The organism is Saccharothrix longispora (assembly GCF_030852425.1).
GTDB classification, from domain to species: domain Bacteria; phylum Actinomycetota; class Actinomycetes; order Mycobacteriales; family Pseudonocardiaceae; genus Actinosynnema; species Actinosynnema longispora.
Genome location: NZ_NSDM01000010.1, coordinates 124163 through 148400, shown reverse-complemented (window position 1 = coordinate 148400; position 24238 = coordinate 124163). Strand labels below are relative to the sequence as shown.

Genomic DNA, 24238 nt, shown 5'->3' with positions numbered 1-24238 from the left:
GTTCAGCCACCCCACGCCCACCGGGGATCGCCCGCGGCGTCCTGCGTGACCGACCACAGGCGGGCGCGGGCCGCCGCGTCGTACGCGTGCGCCGGGGCCTTCACCGGTCGCAGCCGCTCGTCGACGTAGATCCCCCGGAGGGACTCGCGCGGTCCCTCCACGTCGTCCCCGCCGTCGGTGTGGGACCGGATGATCCATGCGTAGGTCGCCGCGAGCTCCTCGGGCGGGGTGGCCAGGCGGTTCTTGGGCGCGTACGCCACCCGCAGCAACCGCGGCAGGCCGGCCAGCCGATCCGCGTCCAGCCGCACCGCGGGGACGCGGACGCACGCCACGCCCAGCTTCGCGGGGGCCCGCAGCGCCAGTTCGAAGCTGAACATGACCTGGGCCAGCTTCGAGTGGTAGTAGGCCCTGGTCGGGGTGTACCAGCCCGCGCCGTCCAGGTGGTCGAAGCGGATGGTGGCGCGGGGCGCGGTGACCAGGCCCTTGCTGGCCACGTTGACGACCACCGGACGGGGTGCCGCCGCGAGCAGCCCGCTGAGCACGGCCGTCAACCGGAAGGGCCCCAGGTGGTTCGTGGCCCAGATCAGTTCGTGCCCGGCCGCGGTGCGGCGGGGTTCGCGCAGCGCCTGGTCGAAGTTCGCCGCGTTGTTGACCAACGCGTCGAGGTGGTCGGCCTCGCCCGCCACGGAGGAGGCCACGGCGTCGAGCGAGTCGGGTTCGGACAGGTCGGCGAGCACGAGCCGCGCGGGTTCCGCCGCGGCCGCGTTGATCCGGGACAACGCGGCCTCACCGCGCCGCCGGTCGCGGCACACGATGAACACCTTGTGCCCGTCCGCGGCGAGTCGCCCGGCGGCACGCAGCCCGATGCCGGAACCGCCGCCGGTGACGACGACGACCTTGCGCGAGTGGTCCACAGCACTTCCGTTCCGCGATCAGGCGTTCCGGGAGCGGGTGGCGCCCCACCCGGCCGATCCCTCCCCGGTACCGCGCCGCCCCCTGGCGACCTGCACGGATACTGTCGCGCGGCGCCGGTCGGGACAACGGTCGTCCCCGGCCACCCGGACACGGTCCCCGTTGCCGACAACCGGCAACCGGCAACGTGTCCGAGTTGCCCCCGGAGCGGTTCTGCGGCATCTTCGGCCCGGGAGCGCCGGGAAGTCTGGCACGCCCTCCGCGCGGCGGAGGGCTTCTTGTCGACGACGGGATGCGGTTGATGGCGCTCGTGCTGGCCTTCGGGCTCGTGTTGTTGATCAGCGTGTCGCTCTCCGGCGTGGCCGCGCGCACCGTGCTCTCCACGGCCCTGCTGTTCCTGGTGGCCGGCGCCCTGATCGGGCAGGGCGGCTTCGGACTGGTGGACATCCCGTCGGACGGCGTGGTCGTGACCGGGCTGGCCGACCTCGCGCTGTTCACGGTGCTGTTCACCGACGGCCAGCGCGCCGGCCTGCCCGCGCTGCGCGAGGGCTGGCGGCTCTCCGGGCGCGCGCTCGGTCTGGCCATGCCGCTGACCATGATCGGCATCGCGGTGCCCGCGCACTACCTGGCCGGGTTGGACTGGACGACCTCGCTGCTGGTCGGGGCGATCCTCTCCCCCACCGACCCGGTCTTCGCCTCCGCCATCGTCGGCCGCACCGACGTGCCGCTGCGCCTGCGCCGCCTGCTCAACGTGGAGTCCGGCCTCAACGACGGCCTCGCCCTGCCCTTCGTGCTCATCTTCCTCGCCACCGCGACCCACGACGCGCCCCACCTGGGCACCATCGCGCTCGAACTGGTCCTCGGCCTCGTGGTCGGCGTCGCCGTGGCGGGCGCGATCACCCTCGCGTGGCGGCTGCGCGTCCTCACCGCGGAACCCCGCCTGCAGGCCCTGGGGCCGTTGGCCATCGGCGTCATCGTCTACGCCACCTGCCACCTGACCCACGCCAACCCCTACCTCGCGGCCTTCGCGGCCGGGTCGGCGCTGGCGACCCTGGACCGGGTGACGGCGGAGAACTTCGAGCACTTCGGCGACCTGCTCTCGGAGGTCACCAAGTTCGCCGCCCTGCTGGTGTTCGGCGCCCTCATCACGCCCGAGCGCATCTCCCACCTCACGGTCGGCGACTGGGCCGTGGCCGTCATCGCCATCCTGCTGGTGCGCCCCGCCGCGATGATGCTGTCGCTGGTCCGCACGCCGCTGCCGAAGCGCGAGCGGACGGCGGCGGCGTGGTTCGGCCCCAAGGGCTTCGCCTCCGTGGTCTACGTCCTGCTGGCCATCCAGGCGGGCATACCCGCGGGCGAGCACGTGTTCGACCTCGTCGCGATCACCATCGCGCTGTCGATCGTGCTGCACTCCTCCACCGACGTGCCGGTCGCCAAGGCCCTGAGCGTGGAACCGCCGGACAACCTGCCCACCGGCCGCCCCGGTGAGCCCCCCGAGCGGCGCGGCTTGTGACGGCGTCCGAACGGCCGACAGATTCTGTTATTGACTAACAAATGTTACTGGATAACACTACGACGCATGGTCGTGGTGGTGGGTGCGGGTCCGACGGGTCTGGCGACGGCGTGCGCGCTGCGCCTGCAGGGCGTGGCGGTGCGGGTCGTGGACGGGGCGCCGGGTCCGGCGACGAGCTCGCGCGCCCTGGGGTTGCAGCCGCGCGGCAGCGAGGTGCTGGAGCGGCTCGGCGCGCTGGGCGACCTGCCCGAGCGGTCGGTCGGCATCCGCCGGGTGGTGCTCCACGTCGGCGGGCGGCGCTCCGGCGAACTGCGGGTCGGCCGGCCCACCCGGCTGGTCCGACGCCCCGGGCTGCTGGTCTCGCAGGCCGAGGTGGAAGCGGGGCTCCGGGCACGGCTGGCCGACCTGGGCGTGCACGTGGAGTGGGGCACCGCGGTCACCGGGCTCGACCAGGACGAGCGCGGCGCGGTGCTGTCCACCACCGCGGGGCGCGTGGCGGCCGACTGGGTGATCGGCTGCGACGGCGCGCACAGCGCGGTGCGCAAGGCCGCGGGCATCGGCTTCCCCGGTGTGCCGCTGGTCGAGGGCTTCGTGCTGGGCGACGTGCGGGTGGACCTGCCGCTGCCCCGCGACGCGGTCGGGGTGTGGGTGCGCGGCGGGGAGATGTTCTCCGCGTTCCCCCTGCCCGGCGGGGTGTGGCGGTTCATGGCGCCCGCGCCGGGCACCCCGGTCGGCGCCGTCCCGGAGTTCCTGTCCGGCGCGGCGCGTCGGCACGCCGGCCTGGACGTCCCGGTCGGGGACGACTGGACGTGGGCGTCGGTGTTCCGCATCCACCGGCGGCTGGCGGAGACCTACCGGCGGGGCCGGGTGCTGCTGGCCGGGGACGCCGCGCACATCCACAGCCCGTTCGGCGGGCAGGGCATGAACACGGGGCTGGGCGACGCGGAGAACCTGGCGTGGCGACTGGCGCTGGTGGCCACCGGTCGCGCCGGCGACCGACTGCTGGACGGCTACCAGGCCGAACGCCGCCCCGTCGCGGAGGAGGTGCTGAGCGCCACCAGCGGCCTCACCGGGCTCGTGCTGGGCGGGTCGCGCCCCTCCCGGCTGGTGCGCGACCGCGTGCTGTTCCCGCTGATGACCCTCGCGCCGGCGGAGAAGGCCATCTGGGAGCGGGCGTCACAGCTGCGCACGAGCTACGCGCGCTCGCCGTTCGGGCGGCGGCCGAGGATCGGCGACCGGGTGGCGCGGTTCGCGGCGACGGGCGGGTTCGGCTGGACGCTCGCCGCGCCGCGGCCCGACACCTGCGCGGCCGCCGTGCGCGACGCGCTCGGCGAGGTCCGGCGGGCGCACCACGACGCCGACGCGCTGCTGGTCCGCCCCGACGGGCACCTGGCCTGGCGCGGCGAGCCGGAGCCGGACGCGCTGCGGCACGCGGTGGCGGCCCTGCTCCACCGGTGACCGCACCGGACCAACCTCCCCGCCGGTCCGGACGAGCGGGGTGGCGTGGCGCGATGGCGTTCACCCCCGACGAGATCGCGTACCCGAGGTCGCAGCCGCTCGGGCGGCTCGCCACGCTCGGCGCGGGCGGACAACCGGATGTCGTGCCGGTGGCCGTCGAGTTCGACGGGACGTTCCTGTGGGTCGGCGGGGGTGGGACCGTCCGCGGCACCCGGAAGTTCCGCAACGTCGCCTCCGGGAACCACGCGGTGGCGCTGGTCGTCGACGACCTCGTGTCGGTCGAACCGTTCATCGCCCGGGGAATCCGCGTGTACGGGCACGCCGAGCAGCCCTTCGAGCGGGTCGGCCCGGTCGGTCCGGGCACCTACCTGCGCATCACCCCCACCGTGTCCTGGAGCTGGAACCTCGCGGGCGAACCCGTCGGCGACGCCTGGTACCCGTCGGCCAAGACGGTGCACCGGGGCCCCGCGTCCTGGGCGGCGCGGCGGCGACCGGGTCCGGCACTCCTCGGCTCCCACGTCCTCGACCTTCCGCCGGCCGCGGCCGAGCAGCAGGGCGCCCGCCTCGCGGGGCGCAGGGCGATCCGCCACAGGGGCCGCCTCGTCACGAACCGCCGACGCGGCGCGTCGGGCCGGGTGTCGCCGTCGACGAGGTCGTGCCGGACGTAGGTGAACACCAGCCTGCTGCCGGGGGCCACGCCCGCCAGGAAGTCGAAGGTCCGACCGGAGCCCTCCTCCGGCAGGTACCGGGTCACCCCTCCCCCACGAACAGGCGCCGCCGCTCGGCCCGGCGGCAGCACCGAGACCGCCGACGGGGCGTCGAGCAGGCGTTGTCCGAGCGGGTAGTGCTGCTCCACGGCCGCTTGCCCGGACCCGGCAACGGAGCAGCCCGTTCACGGCCAGTTCCGCCCCTTACGCGCGCGGGCGGCGGGCGTGAGCATGGAGGGGGCACCTGATCAGCCGGCGGCGGGCAGTCGCGGTCGGCGGAAGGGAACCGATGTGCGGTGGTCGTGGCTCGTGCCGATCGGACTGCCGGCGATCGCGGTCCACCACCTCACCGGGCGGTGGGACCTCGCGGTCGCCACCGCGCTCGCCGTCGCCCTGCTGGTCCTCGGGCACGGCACGCGTCACCGAGCCCGCGCCCGACTCCTCCACCGGCGCGGCACCGGGGTGGCGCCCCGGACCGTCCACACCGCGAGCCGCGCGGAGCGCACCACGCTGGACCACCACGAGCAACGCCGGTTCCGCGCCATCGAGGAGCAACTGGCGAGCGAGGACCCCGGGTTCGCCGAACGCATCCGCGCCCTCGACCGCCCGGACCACCCGGCGGCGGTCGGCCGGCTCACCGCCGTGATCGGACTCGGCCTGGCGGTGGCGGTGATCGGCTTCGTGTCCGATCCCGCGCTGGTCGTGATCGGCGTCCTGATCGCCGCGCCGGCCTCCGCTCTCCGGGTGCTGGTCACCGCGCCACGACAGTCGCAGCCGACGGCGGGGCCGGACGACGACGAGCCGTCCGGCCCCGACCGGGGCGCGCCCGTGTGACCACTCACGACGGACGGGGACCCGGTTCGCCGTCGCCGCGGTGACGCCCTCCCGCTGACCGCCCGGTTCCCGATCCGGCTCGATTCCACCGTTTCGGTTGCGCGGCCACCGCCGGTGCGGCATGTTCACGCGCGGAGCGCCGGGAAGTCTGGTCGGCACGCCCACTCGCGACGGCGGTGGGCTGTTCGACGTGGGCGGAGGCACTTCATGGAATCCGGGCGCGCGTACCCACCGGTCGTCGTGGGCGAAGGTGTCGACCACCGCGTTCGGCGCGGCTGGGCGGTGCCGACGTGCCGTTGATCCCCAACGTGGTCCCCGGGGTCGCCGCGCCGCAGGTGGCCGTGCTGCTCCAGGCCAGGTGGACGCGGGCGCGCCTGCTGCTGCGCTGGTCGGCGGTCGTGCTGCCGTGGACGGTGGCGGCGAGCTGCGCGGTCCAGGCGGTCCTCGCGGGGTCCTGGTGGGCGGCGGCGCCCGCGGTGGGCGCGGTGCTCCCGGCCGCCGTCCGGACGGCGCGGCTGCGGCACGACGTGCTCGACCCGCCGTCCTGGCTGCCGACGGCGTTCCTCGTCGCCGGTGGTCAACTGCTGCTCGGCGCGATCCCCGCGTTCGGCTGGGCCTACTCGTCGGCCTCGGGGGCGGCGCGGACCGCGGCGGGCCTGCTGTTCGTCGCGGTGTGGGTGTGCGCGGGGACCTCCTGCGCCCTGGCCCATCGGGCGCACCGCGGCCTGCTGACCCCGGTCGTGCCCGCGTTGGGCGCCACCGGGTTCGCGCTGGTGCTGCCGGTCAGGTTCGCCCTGGTCACACCGGACCTGGCGTCGGCGCGACTCCGGCTCGGAACCGACCGGGTCACCTGGTCCGCGCGGCTGCACCGCGGCCGCGGCGCGGGGCCCGCCGCCGAGCACGGCGTGCCGTGGGGCGACGTGCGGGACGTGGTCGTGGTCGACCTGCCGCACCAGACCCCGCCGCGGATCTGGCTGACCCTGCCCGACGGCAGCGTGCTGCACGCCCCGGCCGGGCCCGCGGTGCTGCTGCGCACCGCCCGGGGCGACTGGATGGTGCCGGTGCACGACGGTCACCTCGTCCGTGACCTCCTGCTGACCCGACGACACCGCTGGGCGGGCCGCCCGCCCGGAGGACCCGCGAACACGCCGAGAGGAATCCCGTGATCAACCCCGACCCGCTGAAGGCCGCCGACGACCTGGACAAGTGGGCCGCCGGCCTGGAGCAGCGCGCGCGGAGCTACGCGCGGCTCCAGGAGCGGATGGACGCGACCACCGCGAGCGCCGCGTCCCCGGACGGCTCGATCCGGGTCACGGTGGACAGCAACGGCGTCCCCACCGCGATCACCCTGTCCGAGCGCTCCCGCGCCCTCGAACCGACCGCGCTGTCGGCCGGGATCATGTCGGTGATGCGCGCCGCCCAGGCGGCGCTGCGGCAGCGCGTGCAGGTCCTGGTGGCCGAGACCGTCCCCGCGGAGGACCAGCCCGCGCGCGACATCGTCGCCCAGTACGAACGGCGCTTCCCCGACCCCGCCCCGGAGCCGGCCGCCGACCGCGAGGTGACGCGGGAGATGCGGATCGGCCAGGTCGAGGACGACGCCGCGCCGCCGCCACCACGACCGAACCGCACCGACGCGACCGACGACGACTGGGAAGACCGCGGGTTCCTGCGCTGAGGTTCCCGCGCCGGGATTCCCGCACCGAGAAGGAGGACATCATGGGCGACGGGTTCACCGTCGACTCCGCCGAGTTGTCGGCGCAGGCCGGGGCTGTCGGGGGTCTCGCCGGGCACGCCGACACCGCGACCGACGCGGGACGGCACGTGACGAGCCTGGACGACGCCTACGGCCTGCTGTGCAGGCCGTTCGCCGACCTGCTGAAGGAGCCGCAGCAGCGCGGCACCGACACCCTCGCCGCGACCGCGGAGAGCATGCGGCGGCTGGTCGACGGCCTCCAGGACTCGGCGGCGACCTACCGGGCGGCCGAGGAGAAGGTGGCGGCGGTGATGCAGGCGCTGGTCAGGACGCTGGAGGCGGTGCCGTCGGCACCGCGGGTCGGGGGAGGAAACTGATGGTCGACGTCGACGACCGGAGCGACAACGAGCTGGTCGACCAGCGGTCGGACCTGCGCCGGAACTACCTCCAGGACCTCAACCCCCTGGAGAACACCGGCGTGCCCGACGCCGAGTCGGGCACCGGGGTCATGACCGGCATCACCGCGTTCGAGGCGGGGTGGACGATCGCCCAGGGCGTCGACCAGAACGACCTGGGCCTGATCATCTCGGGTGTGGCGGCGGCGGCGCTGGACGTGGCGAGCGCCGCGGTCGACCCCATCGCCTACGTCGCCGGGCAGTTGTTCTCGTGGATGCTGGAGCACGTCGAACCCGCCCGGGCGGCGCTGCACGCGGTGACGGGCAATCCGGACATGGTCAAGGGCTACGCCCAGACCTGGACGAACATCGAGCAGGAGATGCTCAAGCTCGGCGAGGACCTCCAGCGCGGCGCGCGCACCGGGGTGCCGTCGTGGACGGGTGAGGCCGCGGAGGGCTACCTCCGCGAGGTCGACGCCATCGCCGGGATCGCCCGGGGCGCGGCGGGGGGCGCCCACGGCATCGCGGGCATCACGTTGTCGATGGCGGAGGTCGTCGGTGGCATCCGCGTCGCGATCCGCGACCTGCTCGCGACCCTGGCCGGGGCGCTGGTCAGCTGGGCGATCGAACTGGCGGCCACGCTCGGCGCGGCGGCGCCGGTGGTCGTCGCGCAGGCCACGGCGAAGATCGCGCAGGTCGTCCGCATCGTCGCGAGCATGCTCCGGGCACTGGGCAAGGCGTTGTCCAGCGCGCTGACCTGGCTCGTGCAGTTGCGCGACCTGTTCGACGGGTTCTGGCGCGCCCTCACCGAGCTGGAGAAGAGTCGGGCCACCGCCCCCGCGTGACCCCGACCGCGCGGTGGCCGGGCGGGGGTCACCGCCGGGTGGTCCCCCGCCCGTCCGCTCCGGTCCCCGTCGCGCCGTCGCGCCAGCGGTCGACCACGGCGGGCAGTTCGCGCATCAGGTGGGTGTAGAAGTCGCGCATGTCGGCGAGGCGGCGCCCGGCGGCGCTGTCCTCGCCGGCGGCGGCGATCCCGGCCTCGGCGGCGGCCCGCATCTGCCGGACGACCGCGTTCTGCTCGGACATCAGCGTGGCCCAGCCGTCGTCGGGGAAGCGGAAGTGCTCACGGCGGCTGCCGGGCGAGGGCACCTTCTCGATGAGCCCCACCGAGGCGAGGCCCTTGATGGCGGTGGAGACCGAGCCGGGGCTGGCGCCCAGCAGGTCGGCCAGCTCACCTGCGGTGACGGTGTCCTGGTCGCTGAACAGCAGCATGGCCAGCACCCGGGCGGTCATCCGCTGGAGGCCGCCGCGGGTCAGGGTGAGGGCGAGCCGCTCGGCTGCCTCGGCGTGCCCGGTCATCGGTCCCCCTTCTTCCTGACGGGATCTTAACTACTTCGAATATTCGGAAATCCCAGAAGATTGGATACGGTCGCGGCATGGGGCCGCCATCGGGATCGCTCACGGGGTGGGACTTCGCACGGTTGTGGCCGGTTCCGGCGTTCGGAGCGGTCGGGGAGGTGGCCCGGTGAAGGTGTTGATCCTGACCCTGGGCACGCGCGGGGACGTGCAGCCGTTCGTGGCGTTGGCGCGGGGCCTGGTGGCGGCCGGGCACGAGGCCGTGGTGGCGGCGCCTCACCGGTTCGACGCGCTGGTGCGCGGCGCGGGGGTGGTGTTCGCGGGCATCGACGAGGGGCCGCTGCGCCTGGTCGACGAGGGCCGGGTGGTCGGCGAGGTCGCCGCCGGCGGCCTGTCCGCGAAGGTCGCGCTGGCCAGGCGGATGCCGGGGATGTTCGGGCGGGTGCTCGACGACTGCTGGTCGGTGGCCTCCGGCGGGCTCGGCGCCGACGCGGACGTGGTGGTGCACAACGGCCAGGTGGTCGCCGGTCACCACGTCGCTGAGCGGCTGGGCGTCCCGTCGGTACTGGCCCTGCCCATCCCGCTGTACGTGCCGACCCGGGAGTTCCCGTGGCCCGGCCAGGCGGTGCCACGCCTGCTGCCGCGCGCCTGCAACCGCGCCACCTACCTGGGGATGAAAGGGCCGGCGGTGGTGTTCGGCCGCACGGTGGACCGGTGGCGGGACACGGTGTTGGGCCTGCCCCGGCGACGTGGGCGGCACGATCCGCTGCGCAACCCCGACGGCTCGCCGGCACCGGTGCTGCACGCGGTCAGCCGCCACGTGCTGCCGCGGCCCGCCGACTGGCCCGCCACGGCCGCCGTGACGGGCTACTGGTTCCGCCACGACACCGGACCGGTCGCGGAGCGGGACCCGCTGCCCGCCGCGCTGGAGGACTTCCTGGACGCGGGCGACCCGCCGGTGTTCGTCGGGTTCGGCAGCATGTCCGGCCCGGACCCGGCCGCCACGACGGCCACCGTGCTGGCGGCGGCGCGACGGGCCGGCGTCCGGGCGGTGCTGGGCACGGGGTGGGGCGGGCTGACCGCGGCCGACACGCGGGACGTGTTCACCACGGGCGAGGTCCCCCACGAACGGCTGTTCCCGCGGGTCGCCGCGATCGTCCACCACGGCGGGGCGGGCACCGTCGCCGCGGCGGTCGCGGCCGGGCGCCCCCAGGTCGTGTGCCCGTTCGTGGCCGACCAGCCGTTCTGGGGTCGCCGGATGCACGACCTGGGCGTGGCGACCGAGCCGCTCGACCAACGCCACCTCGACGCCGACCGGCTCGCCGGGGCGATCGAGCGCGCGGTGACCGACACCCGGCTCGCGGAGACCGCGGCCGGCCTCGGCGACCGGGTGCGGCCCGAACGCGGGGTGGACGACGCGGTGCGCCGACTGGTCGGGATCGCCGGACCGGGCGCGCGGCCCCGGCAGCGGTGAACCGTGCCCCGGCCCGGACCGGCACCTTGGCGGGCGACCGGCGGGCCGGGCGCGCGGCTCCGCCTGCCGCGACGTCCGGCGGCACGGCGCACCTCGACCCGACCGTCAGACGGTCGTGCGCGACCACTGCTGGTTGGCGCCGGTGTTGCACGGGTACTGCTTGAGGATCGCGCCGTCCGCCGTCGACGCGGACGGCACGTCCACGCACTTGCCGCTGTGGCGCGCCCGCAGCCGGAAGTGGCTGCCGTCGGCGACCATCTGGAACTGCTGGTTGGCGCCGGTGCCGCAGGTGTACTGGACCAACTCGGCGCCGTCGGCGGTGGAGGCGCCCACCACGTCGAGGCACTTCCCGCTGTGGCGGCTGACGACGCGCCAGTAGCCGCTGCCGGCGTCCTGGAACCGCCACTGCTGCCACGCGTTGCCGCCGTAGGCGTACTGGCCGACGCGTGCGCCGTTGTCGGTGTTCGGCTGTTGGACGTCCATGGCCTTGCCGCTGTGGCGCGCGGTGATCCGGTAGAACGTGTCCACCGGCGGCGTGGGGTCGTCGCCCCAGGCGTACCGGAGCCGGTCGGCGCCGGAGGTGTTGCGGATGGTCAGGTCGAGGTTGGTGCCGCTGCCGCTCAGGGAGTACATCGAGTACCAGTCGTACCCGATGGTGCCCGGCTTGCCGCCGAGGGCGGGCCAGTAGGTGCCGCCCATGCGGTTGTCGCGCATGACCTGGGCCATGGCGCGGATGTGGCGCACGAAGTTGTCGGCGCTGTCCGGGTCGGCGTAGTCGAGGCCGGTGGACATCGGCGCGCCGAACTCGGTGGCGACCGCGCGGGAGGCGCAGTTGCCCAGGCGCGTCCGGATGTGGCCGCGGAAGGCGTCGTAGGTCATCGGGCCGTAGAAGAAGGCGTAGTGGTGGAAGGACAGCAGCGTGGAGTTGAAGCGGCTGTCGTTGCAGACGTCCCGCAGGTCCTGGCTGTAGCCGGTGCCGCCGATGAGCACCCGGCCGGGCGCCACCGAGGTGTGGCGGCCGAGCCAGTCCGCCGCGACGTCGCGCCAGCCCGCCGAGGAGTAGCCGTGCGGCTCGTTCATCGGCTCGAAGTAGACGTTGCCGTGGGAGCCGTAGGTGTTGATCACGTCGGCCCACATCGCGTGCCACGCGGCGGTGTTCGTGATCCGGCCACCGGACGCGGCGCCGTCCTCCCAGTAGGCCAGGATGACCTTGAACCCGCGGGCGGTGGCGGCGTCGATGGCGCCGCGGTAGGCGTTCCACCAGGTCGTGTCGGCCACGGTGTGGGTGTTGACGGGCAGCCGGACGGTGTTGACGCCGAGGGTGGAGGCCATGTCGTCGTAGAGGGCGTCGGCCTTGGCCCGCACCGTCGCGTTGCTGTCGGACCGGCTGAGGCCCTGCACGACGAGCGCGCCGGTGCTGAAGTTGTCGCCCAGCACGGCCCAGTTCACGCCCCGGAACTGGCTGGTGGCGGCATCGGCCGGCGCCGCGGGGACGACGAGGCACGCCGCCGCGGTGAGCGCGGTGACCGCCAGGGCCGTCAGCGACCGGCGTGGCGACCGGGCGCGCCGCGACGGGACTGGTGGACGAGTACCGGACGTCGTGATCAGTGCCATGGGATCTCCCATCGCTGGACCCGGGGTTCCGGCTGGGGCCCGACCGGGTGTTCGGGCTCGCACGGGCGGCCGTCCGGGTGCCGCCGTCGTGGCCGGCGCGGGCGGCGGTCGGGCCCGGTGGAGCGGTGCGGTGGCCCTGCCGTGGAGGGACGTTCGACGGTGTGACGGGCGCCACCACCGCATGTGAACGCTAACAGCGAGTGGTCCACCTCCTCAAGGGCGAGCCTGCCCCGCTCCGGGAGCACGGCGTTCGCCGCCGCCGGCGCCGGTCGGGCGTTCGCCGTCACCGGTGCCGGCGAGCGGCGCCCTCACCAGTCCAGGCCGAGACCCGCGACGTAGTCGGTGAGCAGCCCGGCGATGATCCGGTCGTCGCGCAGCGAGTAGTGCCAGTCGCAGCCGAGGCGGTCGAGGTCCGGGGCGTCGTAGTACCAGTAGCGGACCCCGGCGTCGCCACGCTGGTTGCGCTCCAGCACGACCTCCTGGGCGGCCTGCGGGAACGCCGCGTTGCCGGAGTAGGCGTTGGCGCTGACCACGATGGTCGTCCCGGCGCCGTAGCGGGCCCGCAGCGTGTCGAGGAAGCCCTGGTACGCGGTCTTGTAGGCGCTGACCAGGCTGTCGGGCGTCCAGGGCTCACCGGCGTTGAGGGGGGTGGAGAAGTCGTTGACGCCCAGGCCCACCACGACCAGTTGCGGCCGCCAGGTGCCCGGGTTCTGCCACACGTCGCCCGCGGCGTGCTGGAGGACCCGGTCGTAGTGGGTGCGGAAGTCGGTGCCGGGGTCCTGGCCGTTGTAGTTGCGGACCATGCCGCGGCCCGAGTGGGCGTTGACCTGGTAGTCGGCGTCCAGGCTCCGGGCGGCTTGGGCGGCGAAGCCGAGGTCGGCGTTGGTGTTGCGGTCGACACCGCCGTTGGCCGAGCAGTCGCGCGTGGTGGACATGTTGCCGTAGCCGACGGTCAGCGAGTCGCCGATGAACTCGACCTGCCGGGTGCGCGCGGCGGGCTTGTCCAGGACCTCGCCGCCGGGCGCGGCGGTGAAGCCGCCGAACCCGCCGGCCACCCAGGGGCTCTCGGTGCGCTTGACCAGGCGGACCCGGTGCTCGGTGTCGGCGAGGCCGCGGACCCAGTGCGTCGTGCGCCCGGGCCGGACCAGGGTCGCCGCGGTGGCGCCGTCGACCTGGACGTCGTAGTCGTTGTGGGCGTCGTCGAGCACGATCCCCACCCCGGTGCCGCGGAAGCGGCCCTCGAAGTAGACGCCCGGCCAGGTGTACTGGAGGGCGTTCGCGGTCGCCTTGACCCTGCCGGCGGTGTGCACGCGGGCGAGCGCGTCGCCGGGCTGCTGGGGGGTGGTGGTCGTGGTGGTGGTGGTGGTCGTGGTGGTCGTGGTGGTCGTGGTGGTCGTGCTCGTCGTGGGTGTGCCCGTGCAGCGGGTGCCGTTGAGCGCGAAGTCGGTGGGGACCGGGTTGGCCGAGCCGTCCCAGGAACCGTTGAAGCCGACGCCGGTGCCCGCGCCGGTGCCCAGGGCGCCGTTCCAGCTCGCGTTGCCCATCGTGACCTGCGCGCCGGTCTGCGTGGCGGTGCCGCCCCACGCCTGGGTGATCCTCTGGCCCGCGGCGAAGGACCACGTCAGCCGCCAGCTCGTGACGGGGTCGCCGAGGTTGGTGATGCCGACGTTCGCGGTGAAGCCGCCTTGCCACTGGCTGCCCACCTGGTAGGTGACCCGGCAGCCGGTGGCGGCCTGTGCGGGCAGGGAGGTGAGGGTGGCGACGACCGCGGCGCCGACGGCGGCGACGGCCAGCCCCGCGCGGGTCCGGTTCGAGTGGGGGAAGGGCATGTGCACCGCCAGGTCTCCGTTGATCGACGAGTGGGCGCCCCGGTCGAGCGGTCACTTCCTCTGGGAGCGCTCCCAGAACACTGTAGCCACATGTGCGCGCACCGTGAACCGGTGATCGCGCCCGGTACCCCGCCGGCGCGTCCCCGGCACACCGCGGCACCGCGGATCGGCCGTGGGGGAAGATCAGCGGTCACGACCGGATCACCTGGCGAACGAGGAGGCGGAGCGCGTGGTCGCACCGGAGTACCTGACCTGCACCACCGTGCTCGTCGACGACACGACCGCCTGCGTGGTGCCGTCGGGCGACCTCACCTACGACAACGGCGGACTGCTGCGCGACGCGGTGGTCGACCTGCTCGCCACCCGCCGCCCGGCACGCCTGCACGTGGACTGCGCGGGGCTGGCGTTCTGCGACTCGTTCGGCCTGAGCGTCCTGCTCGGCGCGCGCCGAGCCGCCGACGAGGCCACGACCACGCTGTTCCTGGACAACCGGCCGCCGTGGCTGGATCGCCTGTTGCAGCGCACCGGCACCTACGACCACCTGGTGACCGACGACGTCGGGGAACGCCGGGCGGGCTGACCCGCGCCGGCCGGGCGACCCGGCTCGACGTGGATTTCCCGACTATTCCACGTCGCTTCGACGCAACCGCGGTGATGCGGCCGCGCGGTGCCGCACCGAGTAGGCCGCATCCGGACGCACACGCAGGTCAGAAGGTTCACGCGGCCGTTCGGGAAACCTTTGCGCCATGGTCCGACGGCCTACTCGCCGCGACCGTTCGGCTCAATCTTTCCAGGTGGGTTGAGTTTGCCGTGCGAAACGTGAACTATTGATCCGGCATTGGGGAAATCAGTCCACACTGGACAATCCCGGGGGAACTGGGGGAGCATGATCGACGGAAGGACGCCTGCCGCACCACCCGCGGTGAGCCGGACGCGTCCGGTGACGCCGGGTCGGGGGCGGCCACGCCCCGGACCGGTGCGGGAGCACGGTTCTCGCTGATCGGCGACCGGTCGTCGGACCACCGCGCACCGGTCGGTCGCACGGTGCCGGAGTCGCGCGCGACCGCGGGGTGAACCTGTTCGGGTGGCGGCCCGGGGCTTTCCTGTGCGCGCGCCGCCCGCGGGCGACCGCATGCGCACACACCAGAATTGGGGGCTGAGTCCGTGATGAACGACGCGCTCGTCGACAATCCCACGCGGGTCGTCCTGGCCGAGCGGAGAACGCTTTTCCGGATCGGGATGCGGAAGATCCTCGACGAGGCCCCGGGGATCGTGGTCACCCACCAGGTCGAGACGTTCGACGACCTTTTCCGGCACACGCGGGAACTGCCCGACGTGGTGGTGATCGGGTGCCTGGTGGACGTCCCGCGCGCGCCGGTGGCCGCGCGCCGGTTCCTGGACGGCAGGCCCTCGGCGAACGTGCTGGTGGTGGACGACAACACCGCCCTGCCGGACGCGCCGCGCGTGGGCGTCCTGCCGTTGAGCTCCGGTCCGGACGAGTTCCTCAGCGCCATCCGGATGCTGGCCGCGGGGTACGCGTTCTACGCCGGGCCCGCGCCGCGCTCCGCCGAGCGGGACGAGCCGCCGGTGGAGCGCATCACCCGTCGGGAGACCGACGTGCTGCGCCTGCTGGTGCACGGCCGCACCAACTCCGAAATGGCGCGGAACCTGTCGTTGACCGAGAGCACCGTCAAGTTCCACGTGCAGAACCTGCTGCGCAAGCTGCGCCTGCCCAACCGCGCCAGCGCCGTCGCCTACGCCTACGAGACGGGGCTGATCAACGTCGGCGAGCTGTCCGAGACCGTCCGGAGGCCCTGAACCTTGCCCACCCCCGGAACCTCGCCCACCCCGACCGACGTGCGGCGCGGCGCACTGGGCGCCGCGACCGCGATGTTCTGCGTGGGCACGCTGACCGGCGTCTCCCCCGCGCTGCACGACTACCCCGTGTACGGCGGGCAGGCCGTGCGCTACCTGGTCGGCGCGGTGCTGCTGTTCGCCGTGGCGCAGGCGTTCGGCAAGGGCCCGGTGCGGCTCACCCGGCGCGAGGTGTTCTTCCTCGTGGCGCTCGCGCTGACCGGGCTCACCGCGTTCAACGTGCTGATCGTGGAGAGCACCCGGTTCGCGGACCCCGCGACCGTGGGCACCGTGGTGGCCGCCGTGCCGATCGTGCTGGCCCTGCTGGGGCCGGTGATGGAACGCCGCAAGCCCGCGCCCAGGGTGCTGACGGCCTCCGTGGTGGTGGTCGCCGGGGTCGTCGTGACCAGCGGGTTCGGCGGCGGTTCGCCGCTGGGGCTGCTGCTGGCGCTGGGGGCGCTGGCGTGCGAGGCGGGGTTCTCCCTGCTGGCGCTGCCGGTGCTGGGCCGGCTCGGCGCGATCCGGGTGTCGGCGTACTCGGCGGCGATCGCCGTGCCGCAGCTCGTCGTGGTGGGGCTCGTCCTGGACGGGCCGCACCTGGTGCGGGTGCCGACGACCTCCGAGGCGCTCGCGCTGGGCTACCTGGCGGTGGTGGTCACGGTGTTCGCGTTCCTGTGCTGGTACACCTCGCTGCCGAAGCTCGGCGCCGACCGGGCCGGCCTGTTCTCCGGGTTCCTGCCGGTGGGCGCGGTGGTGTCCACGGTGGTGCTGGGCACCGGCCAGCCGCGGTTGGCCGACCTGGTCGGCGCGTGCCTGGTGCTGGTGGGGCTCGCGATCGGGCTGCGGCCCGCACGGGTGCGGGAGGTCAGCTCGCCACGTCGGCGATGACCGGCCGCACCAGGTCGACGAGGCTCGCCGCGTCGACCTCGATGGTCTCGTCGTCCCGGCCGCTGCCGCAGTAGACCTTGCCCATGTCCGGCACGGGGGTGTGGAACACCACCGCGCGGTCGGCGACGTCGGTGAGCGGGCTGATGCCGCCGGGTGCCATGCCGAGTTCGGCCAGGTCGTCCTCGCCGGCGCGGCGCAGCTTCGACCGCGAGACGCCCGCCGCCTTCGCGATCTTGCCGTAACCGGCCGGGGTCAGCATCGGCAGGGACACCAGCACGAACCGGTCCCCGGTGCGGAACGCCAGCGTCTTGAGCAGCCGTTCGGCGGGCAGGTCCAGCTCGCGCTCGATGTCCTCGTAGGTCCGGATCGGCGCGTGCGTGAAGGACGAGAAGGGCACGCCGGCGGCTTCGAGGATCTGCGCGGGAGTCCGTCCGCTCATGATCCGAGCGTATCGGAGTGGACGGGTTCCGCCGGCGCCGGGGCGTGCCCGCGCCTGCGCATCAACCCGTGGAACACGAACCGCATCACCGGCAGCCCGGAATCGCCGGTCAACTCGCCGCGCTGGCGCACGATGCCGCAGTCCGCGCGCGTCAGCGACGGGGTCGTGCCCAGCACGGTCATCCGCCCGACCAGCAGGTCGCCGGGCCTCACCGGCCGCAGCCAGCGCAGCTCGTCGATGCCCGGCGACACCTCGGCCGCCGATCCGCTGATCACCGCGTCGACGTACAGCCGCATGAACGCGGCGGCCACCTGCCAGCCGCTCGCGATTACCGGTTCACCCGACAGGCCGAGGTGGAGGGGTTGCGGGTCGTACCGCTGTGCGAACGACCGGACGTCGGCTTCGGAGATCCGGCAACTGCCCAGTTCGTGCACGTCGCCGACGTGGAAGTCCTCGAAGTACCGCACGTCACCTCCTCGCCGCGGCGCGCAGGCGCGGGAACAGCGCCAGCGCCGCCCCGCCGATGTCCGGCCGGTGCGCGGTCACCTCGCTCCGGGTCCGCCCGACCACCGGGCCGGTCATGAACGGGAAGTCCGTGCCGAACAGCACGTGCCCCGGCTCGGCGACGGCGTCCACGCACGCCAGCGCGGCGGCCGTGGACGACTGCGCGGTCTCGTAGTACAGCCGGCCCAGCTCCTCCCCCACCGAGCCGTCCTGACCGGGCAGCACCCAGGTGCGGGCCAGCTCCAGCCGCCCCACCAGGAACGGGATGGTGCCGCCGCCGTGCGCCAGGACGAACCGGATGCGGGGGAAGCGCCGCAGCGCACCGCGGAACAGCAGGTTCGCCACCGCCCGCGTGGTGTCCGCGACGAAGTCGACCAGCGGCGGCGGCACGACGGCGGCGAAGTCCGGCGCGCCCGTGCAGGAGCACCGGTAGCCCGGGTTCGGGTGCACGAACACCACCGCGTCGCGCCGGTCCAGCTCCGCCAGCAGCGGGTCCAGGCCCGGGTCGCCCAGGAGGGCGCCGTCGGCGAGGGAGGCGGGCAGCACCACGCCGTCCGCCCCCAGCACGTCGAACGCGTACCCGACCTCGGCCAGCGCGGCGTCCGGGTCGGGCAGCGGCAGGGTGGCCAGCAGCCCGAACCGGTCCGGGTTCCCGCGCACCACTTCCGCGGTCCACTCGTTGGTCCGCCGCACCAGGTCCGCCGCGTCGGGCAGGAGCAGCGCCGCGTCGGGCACCAGCACCGACAGCACGACCGCGGCCAGGTCGTGCTCGGCCATCACCCGGAGGGTGTCGGCGGGTTCCCAGCGCGGCACCGGCACACCCGGCGCCATCTGCGTCACACCACGGGCGGCCAACGCGTCGGCCAGCCGCCCGTGGTACGCGTGGTGGTGCACGTCGATCCAGTCCACGTCGAACGCCTCAGACCGTCCGGGCCGGGATCTTCGGCAGCTCCGCCAGCGACGCGTCCACCTGGTCCTGCGGCACCTCGTAGTCCTCCAGCCGGCCGGCCAGGAACGAGTCGAACGCGCCCATGTCGAAGTGGCCGTGCCCGGAGAACCCGAACAGGATGGTGCGCGCCTCCCCCGCCTCCTTGGCCGCCAGCGCCTCGGCGACCGCGCCGCGCAGCGCGTGCGACGACTCCGGCGCCATCACGAAGCCCTCGGCGCGGGCGAACCGCACGGCCTCGGTGAAGACCTCGTTCTGGTTGTAGGCGACGGCTTCCACGAGGCCCTCGTCGTGCAGCAGGCACAGCGTGGGCGCGTCGCCGTGGAAGCGCAGGCCGCCCGCGTGGATCGGCGGCGGCATGAAGCCGTGGCCCATCGTCTTCATGTGCAGCAACGGGCCGAGGCCGGCGGTGTCCGGGTAGTCGTAGGCGTACCGGCCCCTGGTCAGGGTCGGGCACGCGGCGGGCTCCGCGGCGACGAACCGGGTGCCGCTGCGGGCGCCGGTCAGCGTGTCGGCCAGGAACGGGAACGTCAGGCCGGAGTAGTTCGACCCGCCGCCGACGCAGCCGATCACCACGTCCGGGTAGTCCCCCGCCATCTCCAGCTGGCGCTTGGCCTCCAGGCCGATCACCGTCTGGTGCAGCACCACGTGGTTCATCGCCGAGCCGAGCGCGAACTTCGTGTCGTCGTGGGCCAGCGCGTCCTCCACGGCCTCGCTGATCGCGATGCCCAGGCTGCCCGGAGACCCGGGGTCCCGCGCGAGGATGTCGCGCCCCGCCTGCGTGCGGGTGCTGGGGGAGGCGAACACCTCGCCGCCCCAGGTCTCCATCAGCGAGCGCCGGTGCGGCTTCTGCTGGAACGACGCCTTCACCATGTAGACGGTGACCTCGACGCCGAACAGGCTGCCCGCGAACGACAGCGCCGACCCCCACTGGCCCGCGCCGGTCTCCGTGGTCACCCGCCGCACGCCCTGGCGGGCGTTGTAGAACACCTGAGGCACCGCGGTGTTCGGCTTGTGCGACCCGGCGGGCGACACCGCCTCGTACTTGAAGTAGATCTTCGCCGGGGTGTCCAGCGCCTTCTCCAGCCGGTCCGCGCGGTACAGCGGCGAGGGCCGCCAGATCCGGTAGACGTCCCGCACCTCGTCGGGGATGTCGATCCAGCGCTGCGGGCTGAACTCCTGCGCGATGACCTCGTCGGGCAGCAGCGGCTGGAGGTCGGCCGCGGTGATCGGCTCGTGGGTGACCGGGTGCAGCGGCGGCAGCAGCGGCTTGGGCAGGTCCGGCAGGATGTTGTACCACTGGGTGGGCATGTCGTCTTCGGACAGCAGGTACTTCTTCACGTCGTCGGTCCCCTCAGAACATCGGTGCCTGGCTGGGCGCGCGCAGCGTGCCCAGGTGCGGGTGCCACAGGTGGTCCGGGTTGTCCTCGACCTCGCGGGTGATCTCCCGCATCCGGGTCAGCGCGGCCGGTTCGCCCTCGCCGTCCCACACGTCGCCCTGGAGCATCCGCAGCACGTCCACCCGGTAGCGGGGGTCCGCGACGAAGGCGGTGAAGAGGATGTTGAGGCGGTAGTAGATCGAGATGAACTCGTACCAGTTGCTCACCGCCCGGCGCAGCTTGGTCTCGTAGCGGCCGAACGAGGGCTTGGCGAAGTCGCCGTGCTCGGCCGCCTCGAGGATGTCGTAGGAGGCGATGCGGGCGCTGTTCATGGCGACGCTGACACCGCTGGAGAAGATCGGGTCCACGAACCGAGCCGCGTCGCCGACCATCAGCCAGCCGTCGCCGCAGACCTGCTTCATGGCGTAGCTGTAGTCGCCCTCGGGCTTGAACGGCCGCACCCGCTCGGCCTTGCGCAGCGCCTCGGCCAGCTCCGGCCTGGTCTCCACGGCCTCCTCGAAGAACGCCCCCCACTGCTGCTTCGCCGCGGTGAAGTGCTTCTTCTGGGTCACCACGCCGACGCTGGTGACGGTGTCGGTGATGGGGATCTGCCAGACCCAGGTGTCGGTGATCGGCAGGAAGTGGATGAAGATGAAGTCCGCCTGCTTCTTGTCCACCGCCAGCGCCGAGCGGTCCAGCCCGTCGAACCAGGTGTGGATGGCGTACTGGTTGAACACCGGGTCGGGCACCTTGAGCTTGAGCTGGCGGCCCAGCAGGGTGCTGCGGCCGCTGGCGTCGACCACCAGGCGCACCCGGACGCCGACCTCGGTGCGGCCCATGGTGAACACGATCCGCTTGACGTCCTCCTCCAGCTCCACCCGCTGCACGCGCACGCCCTCGTAGACCTTGGCGCCCTGGGACTCGCTGTGCTGCAACAGCAGCAGGTCGAACTGGCCGCGGTCCACGTGGTAGGTGTAGTCCTGGTCGACGCCCCGCTGGTCGCGCTCGCGGAACTCGACCTCGGCGGCCTTGAACCCGTGCGAGAGCTTGAACCCGAGTGCCGAGATGTCGTTGCTGGTCGCGGAGGTCCACGCCGCGCCGTACTTGCGCGGGAAACCCCCTTCGTCCACTTTGGCCAGTGCCCCGATGTCGGCCAGCACCGGGGTGGTCGCCGGGATCAGCGACTCCCCGACGTGCGGGCGGGGGAACAGCTCGCCCTCCAGCACCACGACGGACATGCCCGCCCTGGCGAGGTAGGAGGCGATCGTGGAACCGGCGGGACCGCCGCCGATGATGCCGATGTCGAAGTCAACGTCTGTCACGGTGCCCCCAGCTCAGACTTTGCGGACGTCGTTCTCCAGCTCCAGCACCAGTCGCGTGATGCTGTCCAGGTCGCGGAAGTTGCTTCCCACCATGCGTTCCGCGGGCACGTCGACGCCGAGCCGCTCGCCGATGAACACGACGAGAGCCGTCGTCGACAGGCTGTTCAGGATTCCCCACTCCAGCAGGGGGGTGTCCGGGAGGACCTCCACCCCGGCGGAGTCCAGCACCTTCTCCCGGATGAACTCCGTCAGCGTGCCGAGCACCTCAGCGTGTTCCATGCACATCTCCGTATCCGTGCAGCACAACCGGATGTGCTCCGGATGCTATGAGCGGTGGAAACCCGCTGTCTTCCGTCGTTGTGGCGGGCGGCAGCCGGCCGTTCGGCGGAGGCGGACCTGTCCGTGCGGCCAGTGCCGGGCCGCCCGTCCAGCGGAGGACAACCGGGCGCGGACTGCTTAGTGTCGGTCGCGTGGACTTCGGATGGCACCCGGCCGCGCAGGCCGAATTCGACCGCGTCCGCGCGCAGGCGGCCGCGTGGCCGGACGAGCGGCCGACGGCGCTGACCCGCGAGCGGTGGCGGCGGTGCGGCGACGCCGGGCTGCTGGGCTACAGCGTGCCGGCCGACCTCGGCGGCTCCGGGCGCGGGTTCCTCGACACCGCCCGGGCCGTGGAGGCCTTCGGGCTGGGCTGCCCGGACATGGGGCTGGTGTTCGCGTCGCTGGCGCACCTGTTCGCGTGCGCCATGCCCATCGCCGAGCACGGCGACGGCCGGGTCCGCGAGCGGGTGCTGCCGCTGCTGGCGTCCGGCGAGTGGGTCGGCGCCAACGCGATCACCGAGCGGGACGCGGGGTCGGACGTCACGGCGCTGCGCGCGACCGCCCGCGCGGACGGCGACCACTACGTCCTCGACGGCGTGAAGACCTTCGTCAGCAACGCCCCCGAGGCCGACGTGTTCGTCGTCTACGCCTCCACATCCCCGGAGTTCGGGCACCTGGGCGTAACCGGGTTCGTCGTGGAGCGGGACACGCCCGGCCTGGTGGTGGAGCCGTTCGAGAAGTCGGTGCTGGCCACCTGCCCGGTCGGCGAGGTGCGGCTGGAGGGGTGCCGGGTCCCCGCGCACCACGTGCTGGGCGTGCCCGGGCAGGGCGCCGCGATCTTCCAGTCGTCCATGCGGTGGGAGCGGACCTGCCTCTTCGCCGCCTACCTGGGGCAGGCGGGGAGGTTGCTGGAGCGCTGCGTCGCGCACGCCCGGGAACGCCGCCAGTTCGGCAGGGCGATCGGGAAGAACCAGGCCGTGTCGCACGCCATCGCGCGGCTGCACAGCCGGGTGGAGGCGGCCCGTCTGCTGCTGTGGCGGGCGTGCTGGCTGCTGGACCGGGGCGAGCGGGCCGCGCTGGAGGTGGCCGGCGCGAAGCTCGCGGTCAGCGAGGCGGCAGTGGACACGGCGGCGTTCGCGATGCGCGTCCTCGGCGGGACCGGCACGCGGCTCGGGTCCGGGGTGGCCCACGACCTGCTGGACGCGATGGCGTCGACCACGTTCTCCGGCACCTCGGAGATGCAGCTGGAGCAGATGGCCAAGGAGCTGGGGCTGTGAGACTGCTGCACGACCTCGTCCGGGAGCACGCGTCGAGCACCGCCGTCGCCGTCTCGGCGGCCGACGGGGAGCTGACCTACGCCGAGCTGGACGCCGAGGCGGACCTGCTCGGCCACCGGCTCTCCGCGCTGGGCGTCGTGGCGGGCGACCGGGTCGCCCTGTGGCTGCCCAAGTCGACCACCGCGGTGGTCGCGACTCAGGCGGTGCTGCGGCTCGGCGCCGCCTACGTGCCGGTCGACCCGTTGAGCCCGGTGGACCGGGTGGTGCGGGTGCTCGGCGACTGCGCGCCCAGGGTGGTGGTCACCACGCCGGAGGGCGCGCAGGTGCTGCGCGGCGACACACCCGGCGGTGGGGTGACGGGCGGCGGGGCGGCGGGCGGCGGGTTCACCACGCTGTGCGTGACGCTCGGCGGCGAGCCGGCGGAGCCGTTGCCGCCGGTGCGGGTGTCACCGGACGACCTGGCGTACGTCCTCTACACGTCCGGCTCGACCGGCGTCCCCAAGGGCGTCCGCATCTCGCACCGCAACGCGATGGCGTTCGTGGAGTGGGCGGCGACCGAGCTGGACGCCGGAACGGCGGACCGGTTCGCCAACCACGCCCCGCTGCACTTCGACCTCTCGGTGCTGGACCTGTACGTCGCGTTCCTGGCGGGCGCGTCCGTCCACCTCGTGCCGCAGGAGGCCGCGTACGCGCCGCGCCTGCTGGTCGAACTCCTCTCGGCGCGGCGCATCACCGTCTGGTACTCCGTGCCGTCGGTGCTGATCCTCATGGCGCGCGACGGCGGACTGCTCACCGCCGACCTGCCGGACCTGCGCGCCGTGCTGTTCGCCGGCGAGCCGTACCCCGTCGACCACCTGCGCGCGCTGCGCGCGGCCTTCCCCCGCGTCCGCCTGCTCAACCTGTACGGACCGACCGAGACGAACGTGTGCACGTTCCACGAGGTGACCGACGTCCCGGCCGACCGCACCCACCCGGTCCCGATCGGCCGGGCCTGCTCGGGCGACCGGGTGTGGGCCGTCCGCGACGACGGCACCCCGGCGGCACCGGGGGAAGAGGGCGAGCTGGTGGTCGACGGCCCGACCGTCATGCTGGGCTACCACGGCGCCGAACCCCACCGCGGCCCTTACCGCACCGGGGACCGCGTCGTGCTGCGCGACGGGGACTTCCACTACCTGGGCCGCCGGGACAACATGGTGAAGATCCGCGGGAACCGGGTCGAGCTGGGCGACGTGGAGGCCGCCCTCCAGTCCCACCCGGCGGTCAGCGAGGTCGCGGTGGCCGTCGTGGGGAGCGGGATGGACGCGAAGCTGACCGCGTACGTGGTGCCCGCCGACGGCGGCGCGTTCGGCCTGCTGGACGCCAAGCGGCACTGCGCGGCACTGCTGCCCCGCACCATGATCGTGGACCGGGTGCACGTCCTGGCGGGCCTGCCGCGCACCCCGAACGGCAAGGTCGACCGCAGGGCGCTGACCGCCGACCCGTCGTGCCGACCGGGATGACCGCCGCACCCGACACCGGCCTTCCGC

General features: G+C 73.8%; 24 protein-coding genes. 14 read left to right on the top strand and 10 right to left on the bottom strand.

The features are described from left to right. Positions 1-2: 2 nt before the first annotated feature. Entirely contained in the window at positions 3-914 is a 912-nt protein-coding gene (locus CKY47_RS22985; protein ID WP_306748053.1) for an SDR family NAD(P)-dependent oxidoreductase, read from the bottom strand. A 299-nt stretch (positions 915-1213) separates the two neighbouring features. Here CKY47_RS22985 and CKY47_RS22980 point away from each other — a divergent pair, with 299 nt between their 5' ends. From CKY47_RS22980 to CKY47_RS22945, 8 genes are all read left to right on the top strand, one after another. Next, the gene (locus CKY47_RS22980) at positions 1214-2425 is read left to right on the top strand and encodes a cation:proton antiporter (protein ID WP_306748052.1); all 1212 of its coding nucleotides are present in this window, start codon (positions 1214-1216) and stop codon (positions 2423-2425) included. Between the two features lie 66 nt (positions 2426-2491). Continuing rightward, positions 2492-3883 carry an FAD-dependent oxidoreductase gene (locus CKY47_RS22975; protein ID WP_306748051.1) on the top strand — a complete coding sequence of 464 codons (1392 nt, stop codon included), beginning with the start codon at positions 2492-2494 and terminating at the stop codon, positions 3881-3883. A gap of 53 nt (positions 3884-3936) precedes the next feature. Further along, positions 3937-4551 carry a PPOX class F420-dependent oxidoreductase gene (locus CKY47_RS22970; protein ID WP_306748050.1) on the top strand — a complete coding sequence of 205 codons (615 nt, stop codon included), beginning with the start codon at positions 3937-3939 and terminating at the stop codon, positions 4549-4551. A 348-nt stretch (positions 4552-4899) separates the two neighbouring features. Further along, positions 4900-5424, top strand: a complete 525-nt coding sequence (locus CKY47_RS22965) for a DUF3040 domain-containing protein (protein ID WP_306748049.1) — start codon at positions 4900-4902, stop codon at positions 5422-5424. Positions 5425-5714: 290 nt separating this feature from the next. Further along, positions 5715-6590 carry a hypothetical protein gene (locus CKY47_RS22960; RefSeq protein WP_306748048.1) on the top strand — a complete coding sequence of 292 codons (876 nt, stop codon included), beginning with the start codon at positions 5715-5717 and terminating at the stop codon, positions 6588-6590. Continuing rightward, positions 6587-7099, top strand: coding sequence for a YbaB/EbfC family nucleoid-associated protein (locus CKY47_RS22955; protein ID WP_306748047.1), 513 nt, complete (start codon positions 6587-6589; stop codon positions 7097-7099). Before CKY47_RS22960 ends, CKY47_RS22955 begins: the two co-directional genes overlap by 4 nt. A 41-nt stretch (positions 7100-7140) precedes the next feature. Next, positions 7141-7494 carry a type VII secretion target gene (locus tag CKY47_RS22950; protein WP_306748045.1) on the top strand — a complete coding sequence of 118 codons (354 nt, stop codon included), beginning with the start codon at positions 7141-7143 and terminating at the stop codon, positions 7492-7494. Continuing rightward, the gene (locus CKY47_RS22945; protein WP_306748044.1) at positions 7494-8357 is read left to right on the top strand and encodes a hypothetical protein; all 864 of its coding nucleotides are present in this window, start codon (positions 7494-7496) and stop codon (positions 8355-8357) included. The genes CKY47_RS22950 and CKY47_RS22945 overlap by 1 nt, the downstream gene beginning before the upstream one ends. 28 nt (positions 8358-8385) lie before the next feature. On the opposite strand, the gene CKY47_RS22940 is transcribed toward CKY47_RS22945, so the two are convergent. Then, a complete protein-coding gene (locus tag CKY47_RS22940; protein WP_306748043.1) occupies positions 8386-8871 on the bottom strand; it encodes a GbsR/MarR family transcriptional regulator in 486 nt (161 codons plus the stop codon). 166 nt (positions 8872-9037) lie between these two features. On the opposite strand from CKY47_RS22940, the gene CKY47_RS22935 reads away from it, so the two are divergent. After that, the gene (locus CKY47_RS22935) at positions 9038-10342 is read left to right on the top strand and encodes a glycosyltransferase (RefSeq protein WP_306748042.1); all 1305 of its coding nucleotides are present in this window, start codon (positions 9038-9040) and stop codon (positions 10340-10342) included. Between the two features lie 105 nt (positions 10343-10447). Here the strand turns inward: CKY47_RS22935 and CKY47_RS22930 are convergent, their stop codons facing one another. Together CKY47_RS22930 and CKY47_RS22925 are read right to left on the bottom strand one after the other, a co-directional pair. After that, on the bottom strand, positions 10448-11956 hold the full coding sequence (locus CKY47_RS22930; RefSeq protein WP_306748041.1) for an RICIN domain-containing protein: 1509 nt from the start codon (positions 11954-11956) through the stop codon (positions 10448-10450). Between the two features lie 308 nt (positions 11957-12264). Continuing rightward, positions 12265-13785, bottom strand: coding sequence for a cellulose binding domain-containing protein (locus CKY47_RS22925; RefSeq protein WP_306748040.1), 1521 nt, complete (start codon positions 13783-13785; stop codon positions 12265-12267). Positions 13786-14014: 229 nt separating this feature from the next. Between CKY47_RS22925 and CKY47_RS22920 the strand changes: the two genes are divergently transcribed. The 3 genes from CKY47_RS22920 to CKY47_RS22910 all read left to right on the top strand — a co-directional run bounded on the left by CKY47_RS22920 (position 14015) and on the right by CKY47_RS22910 (position 16527). Further along, positions 14015-14365, top strand: coding sequence for an STAS domain-containing protein (locus tag CKY47_RS22920; RefSeq protein WP_306748039.1), 351 nt, complete (start codon positions 14015-14017; stop codon positions 14363-14365). Between the two features lie 587 nt (positions 14366-14952). Beyond that, the gene (locus CKY47_RS22915; RefSeq protein ID WP_306748038.1) at positions 14953-15603 is read left to right on the top strand and encodes a response regulator transcription factor; all 651 of its coding nucleotides are present in this window, start codon (positions 14953-14955) and stop codon (positions 15601-15603) included. A gap of 3 nt (positions 15604-15606) precedes the next feature. Then, the gene (locus tag CKY47_RS22910; RefSeq protein WP_306748037.1) at positions 15607-16527 is read left to right on the top strand and encodes a DMT family transporter; all 921 of its coding nucleotides are present in this window, start codon (positions 15607-15609) and stop codon (positions 16525-16527) included. Here CKY47_RS22910 and CKY47_RS22905 read toward each other — a convergent pair. The 6 genes from CKY47_RS22905 to CKY47_RS22880 are packed head-to-tail and all read right to left on the bottom strand — an operon-like array spanning position 16505 to position 21396. Further along, entirely contained in the window at positions 16505-16966 is a 462-nt protein-coding gene (locus CKY47_RS22905) for an aminoacyl-tRNA deacylase (RefSeq protein WP_306748036.1), read from the bottom strand. The two genes, CKY47_RS22910 and CKY47_RS22905, sit on opposite strands and share 23 nt — an antisense overlap. Beyond that, positions 16963-17433, bottom strand: coding sequence for a MaoC/PaaZ C-terminal domain-containing protein (locus tag CKY47_RS22900; protein ID WP_306748035.1), 471 nt, complete (start codon positions 17431-17433; stop codon positions 16963-16965). The genes CKY47_RS22905 and CKY47_RS22900 overlap by 4 nt, the downstream gene beginning before the upstream one ends. A 1-nt stretch (position 17434) precedes the next feature. Continuing rightward, positions 17435-18379 carry an amidohydrolase family protein gene (locus CKY47_RS22895; protein ID WP_306748034.1) on the bottom strand — a complete coding sequence of 315 codons (945 nt, stop codon included), beginning with the start codon at positions 18377-18379 and terminating at the stop codon, positions 17435-17437. Positions 18380-18389: 10 nt separating this feature from the next. Beyond that, the gene (locus tag CKY47_RS22890; RefSeq protein WP_306748033.1) at positions 18390-19757 is read right to left on the bottom strand and encodes a TrpB-like pyridoxal phosphate-dependent enzyme; all 1368 of its coding nucleotides are present in this window, start codon (positions 19755-19757) and stop codon (positions 18390-18392) included. Positions 19758-19770: 13 nt separating this feature from the next. Further along, the gene (locus CKY47_RS22885) at positions 19771-21117 is read right to left on the bottom strand and encodes an NAD(P)/FAD-dependent oxidoreductase (RefSeq protein ID WP_306748032.1); all 1347 of its coding nucleotides are present in this window, start codon (positions 21115-21117) and stop codon (positions 19771-19773) included. A 12-nt stretch (positions 21118-21129) separates the two neighbouring features. Next, the gene (locus tag CKY47_RS22880) at positions 21130-21396 is read right to left on the bottom strand and encodes a phosphopantetheine-binding protein (protein WP_306748031.1); all 267 of its coding nucleotides are present in this window, start codon (positions 21394-21396) and stop codon (positions 21130-21132) included. Between the two features lie 191 nt (positions 21397-21587). Here CKY47_RS22880 and CKY47_RS22875 point away from each other — a divergent pair, with 191 nt between their 5' ends. Together CKY47_RS22875 and CKY47_RS22870 are read left to right on the top strand one after the other, a co-directional pair. Then, on the top strand, positions 21588-22712 hold the full coding sequence (locus CKY47_RS22875) for an acyl-CoA dehydrogenase family protein (protein ID WP_306748030.1): 1125 nt from the start codon (positions 21588-21590) through the stop codon (positions 22710-22712). Continuing rightward, positions 22709-24211 carry an amino acid adenylation domain-containing protein gene (locus CKY47_RS22870; protein ID WP_306748029.1) on the top strand — a complete coding sequence of 501 codons (1503 nt, stop codon included), beginning with the start codon at positions 22709-22711 and terminating at the stop codon, positions 24209-24211. Before CKY47_RS22875 ends, CKY47_RS22870 begins: the two co-directional genes overlap by 4 nt. Positions 24212-24238: the final 27 nt, after the last annotated feature.

Excerpts from the sequence above, each read along its gene's own strand:
- CKY47_RS22915 (WP_306748038.1), top strand. The coding sequence starts at position 14,953 with ATGAACGACGCGCTCGTCGACAATCCCACGCGGGTCGTCCTGGCCGAG.
- CKY47_RS22905 (WP_306748036.1), bottom strand. The coding sequence starts at position 16,966 with ATGAGCGGACGGACTCCCGCGCAGATCCTCGAAGCCGCCGGCGTGCCC.
- CKY47_RS22930 (WP_306748041.1), bottom strand. The coding sequence starts at position 11,956 with ATGGCACTGATCACGACGTCCGGTACTCGTCCACCAGTCCCGTCGCGG.
- CKY47_RS22940 (WP_306748043.1), bottom strand. The coding sequence starts at position 8,871 with ATGACCGGGCACGCCGAGGCAGCCGAGCGGCTCGCCCTCACCCTGACC.
- CKY47_RS22925 (WP_306748040.1), bottom strand. The coding sequence starts at position 13,785 with ATGCCCTTCCCCCACTCGAACCGGACCCGCGCGGGGCTGGCCGTCGCC.
- CKY47_RS22880 (WP_306748031.1), bottom strand. The coding sequence starts at position 21,396 with ATGGAACACGCTGAGGTGCTCGGCACGCTGACGGAGTTCATCCGGGAG.
- CKY47_RS22975 (WP_306748051.1), top strand. The coding sequence starts at position 2,492 with ATGGTCGTGGTGGTGGGTGCGGGTCCGACGGGTCTGGCGACGGCGTGC.
- CKY47_RS22945 (WP_306748044.1), top strand. The coding sequence starts at position 7,494 with ATGGTCGACGTCGACGACCGGAGCGACAACGAGCTGGTCGACCAGCGG.
- CKY47_RS22970 (WP_306748050.1), top strand. The coding sequence starts at position 3,937 with ATGGCGTTCACCCCCGACGAGATCGCGTACCCGAGGTCGCAGCCGCTC.
- CKY47_RS22980 (WP_306748052.1), top strand. The coding sequence starts at position 1,214 with ATGGCGCTCGTGCTGGCCTTCGGGCTCGTGTTGTTGATCAGCGTGTCG.
- CKY47_RS22950 (WP_306748045.1), top strand. The coding sequence starts at position 7,141 with ATGGGCGACGGGTTCACCGTCGACTCCGCCGAGTTGTCGGCGCAGGCC.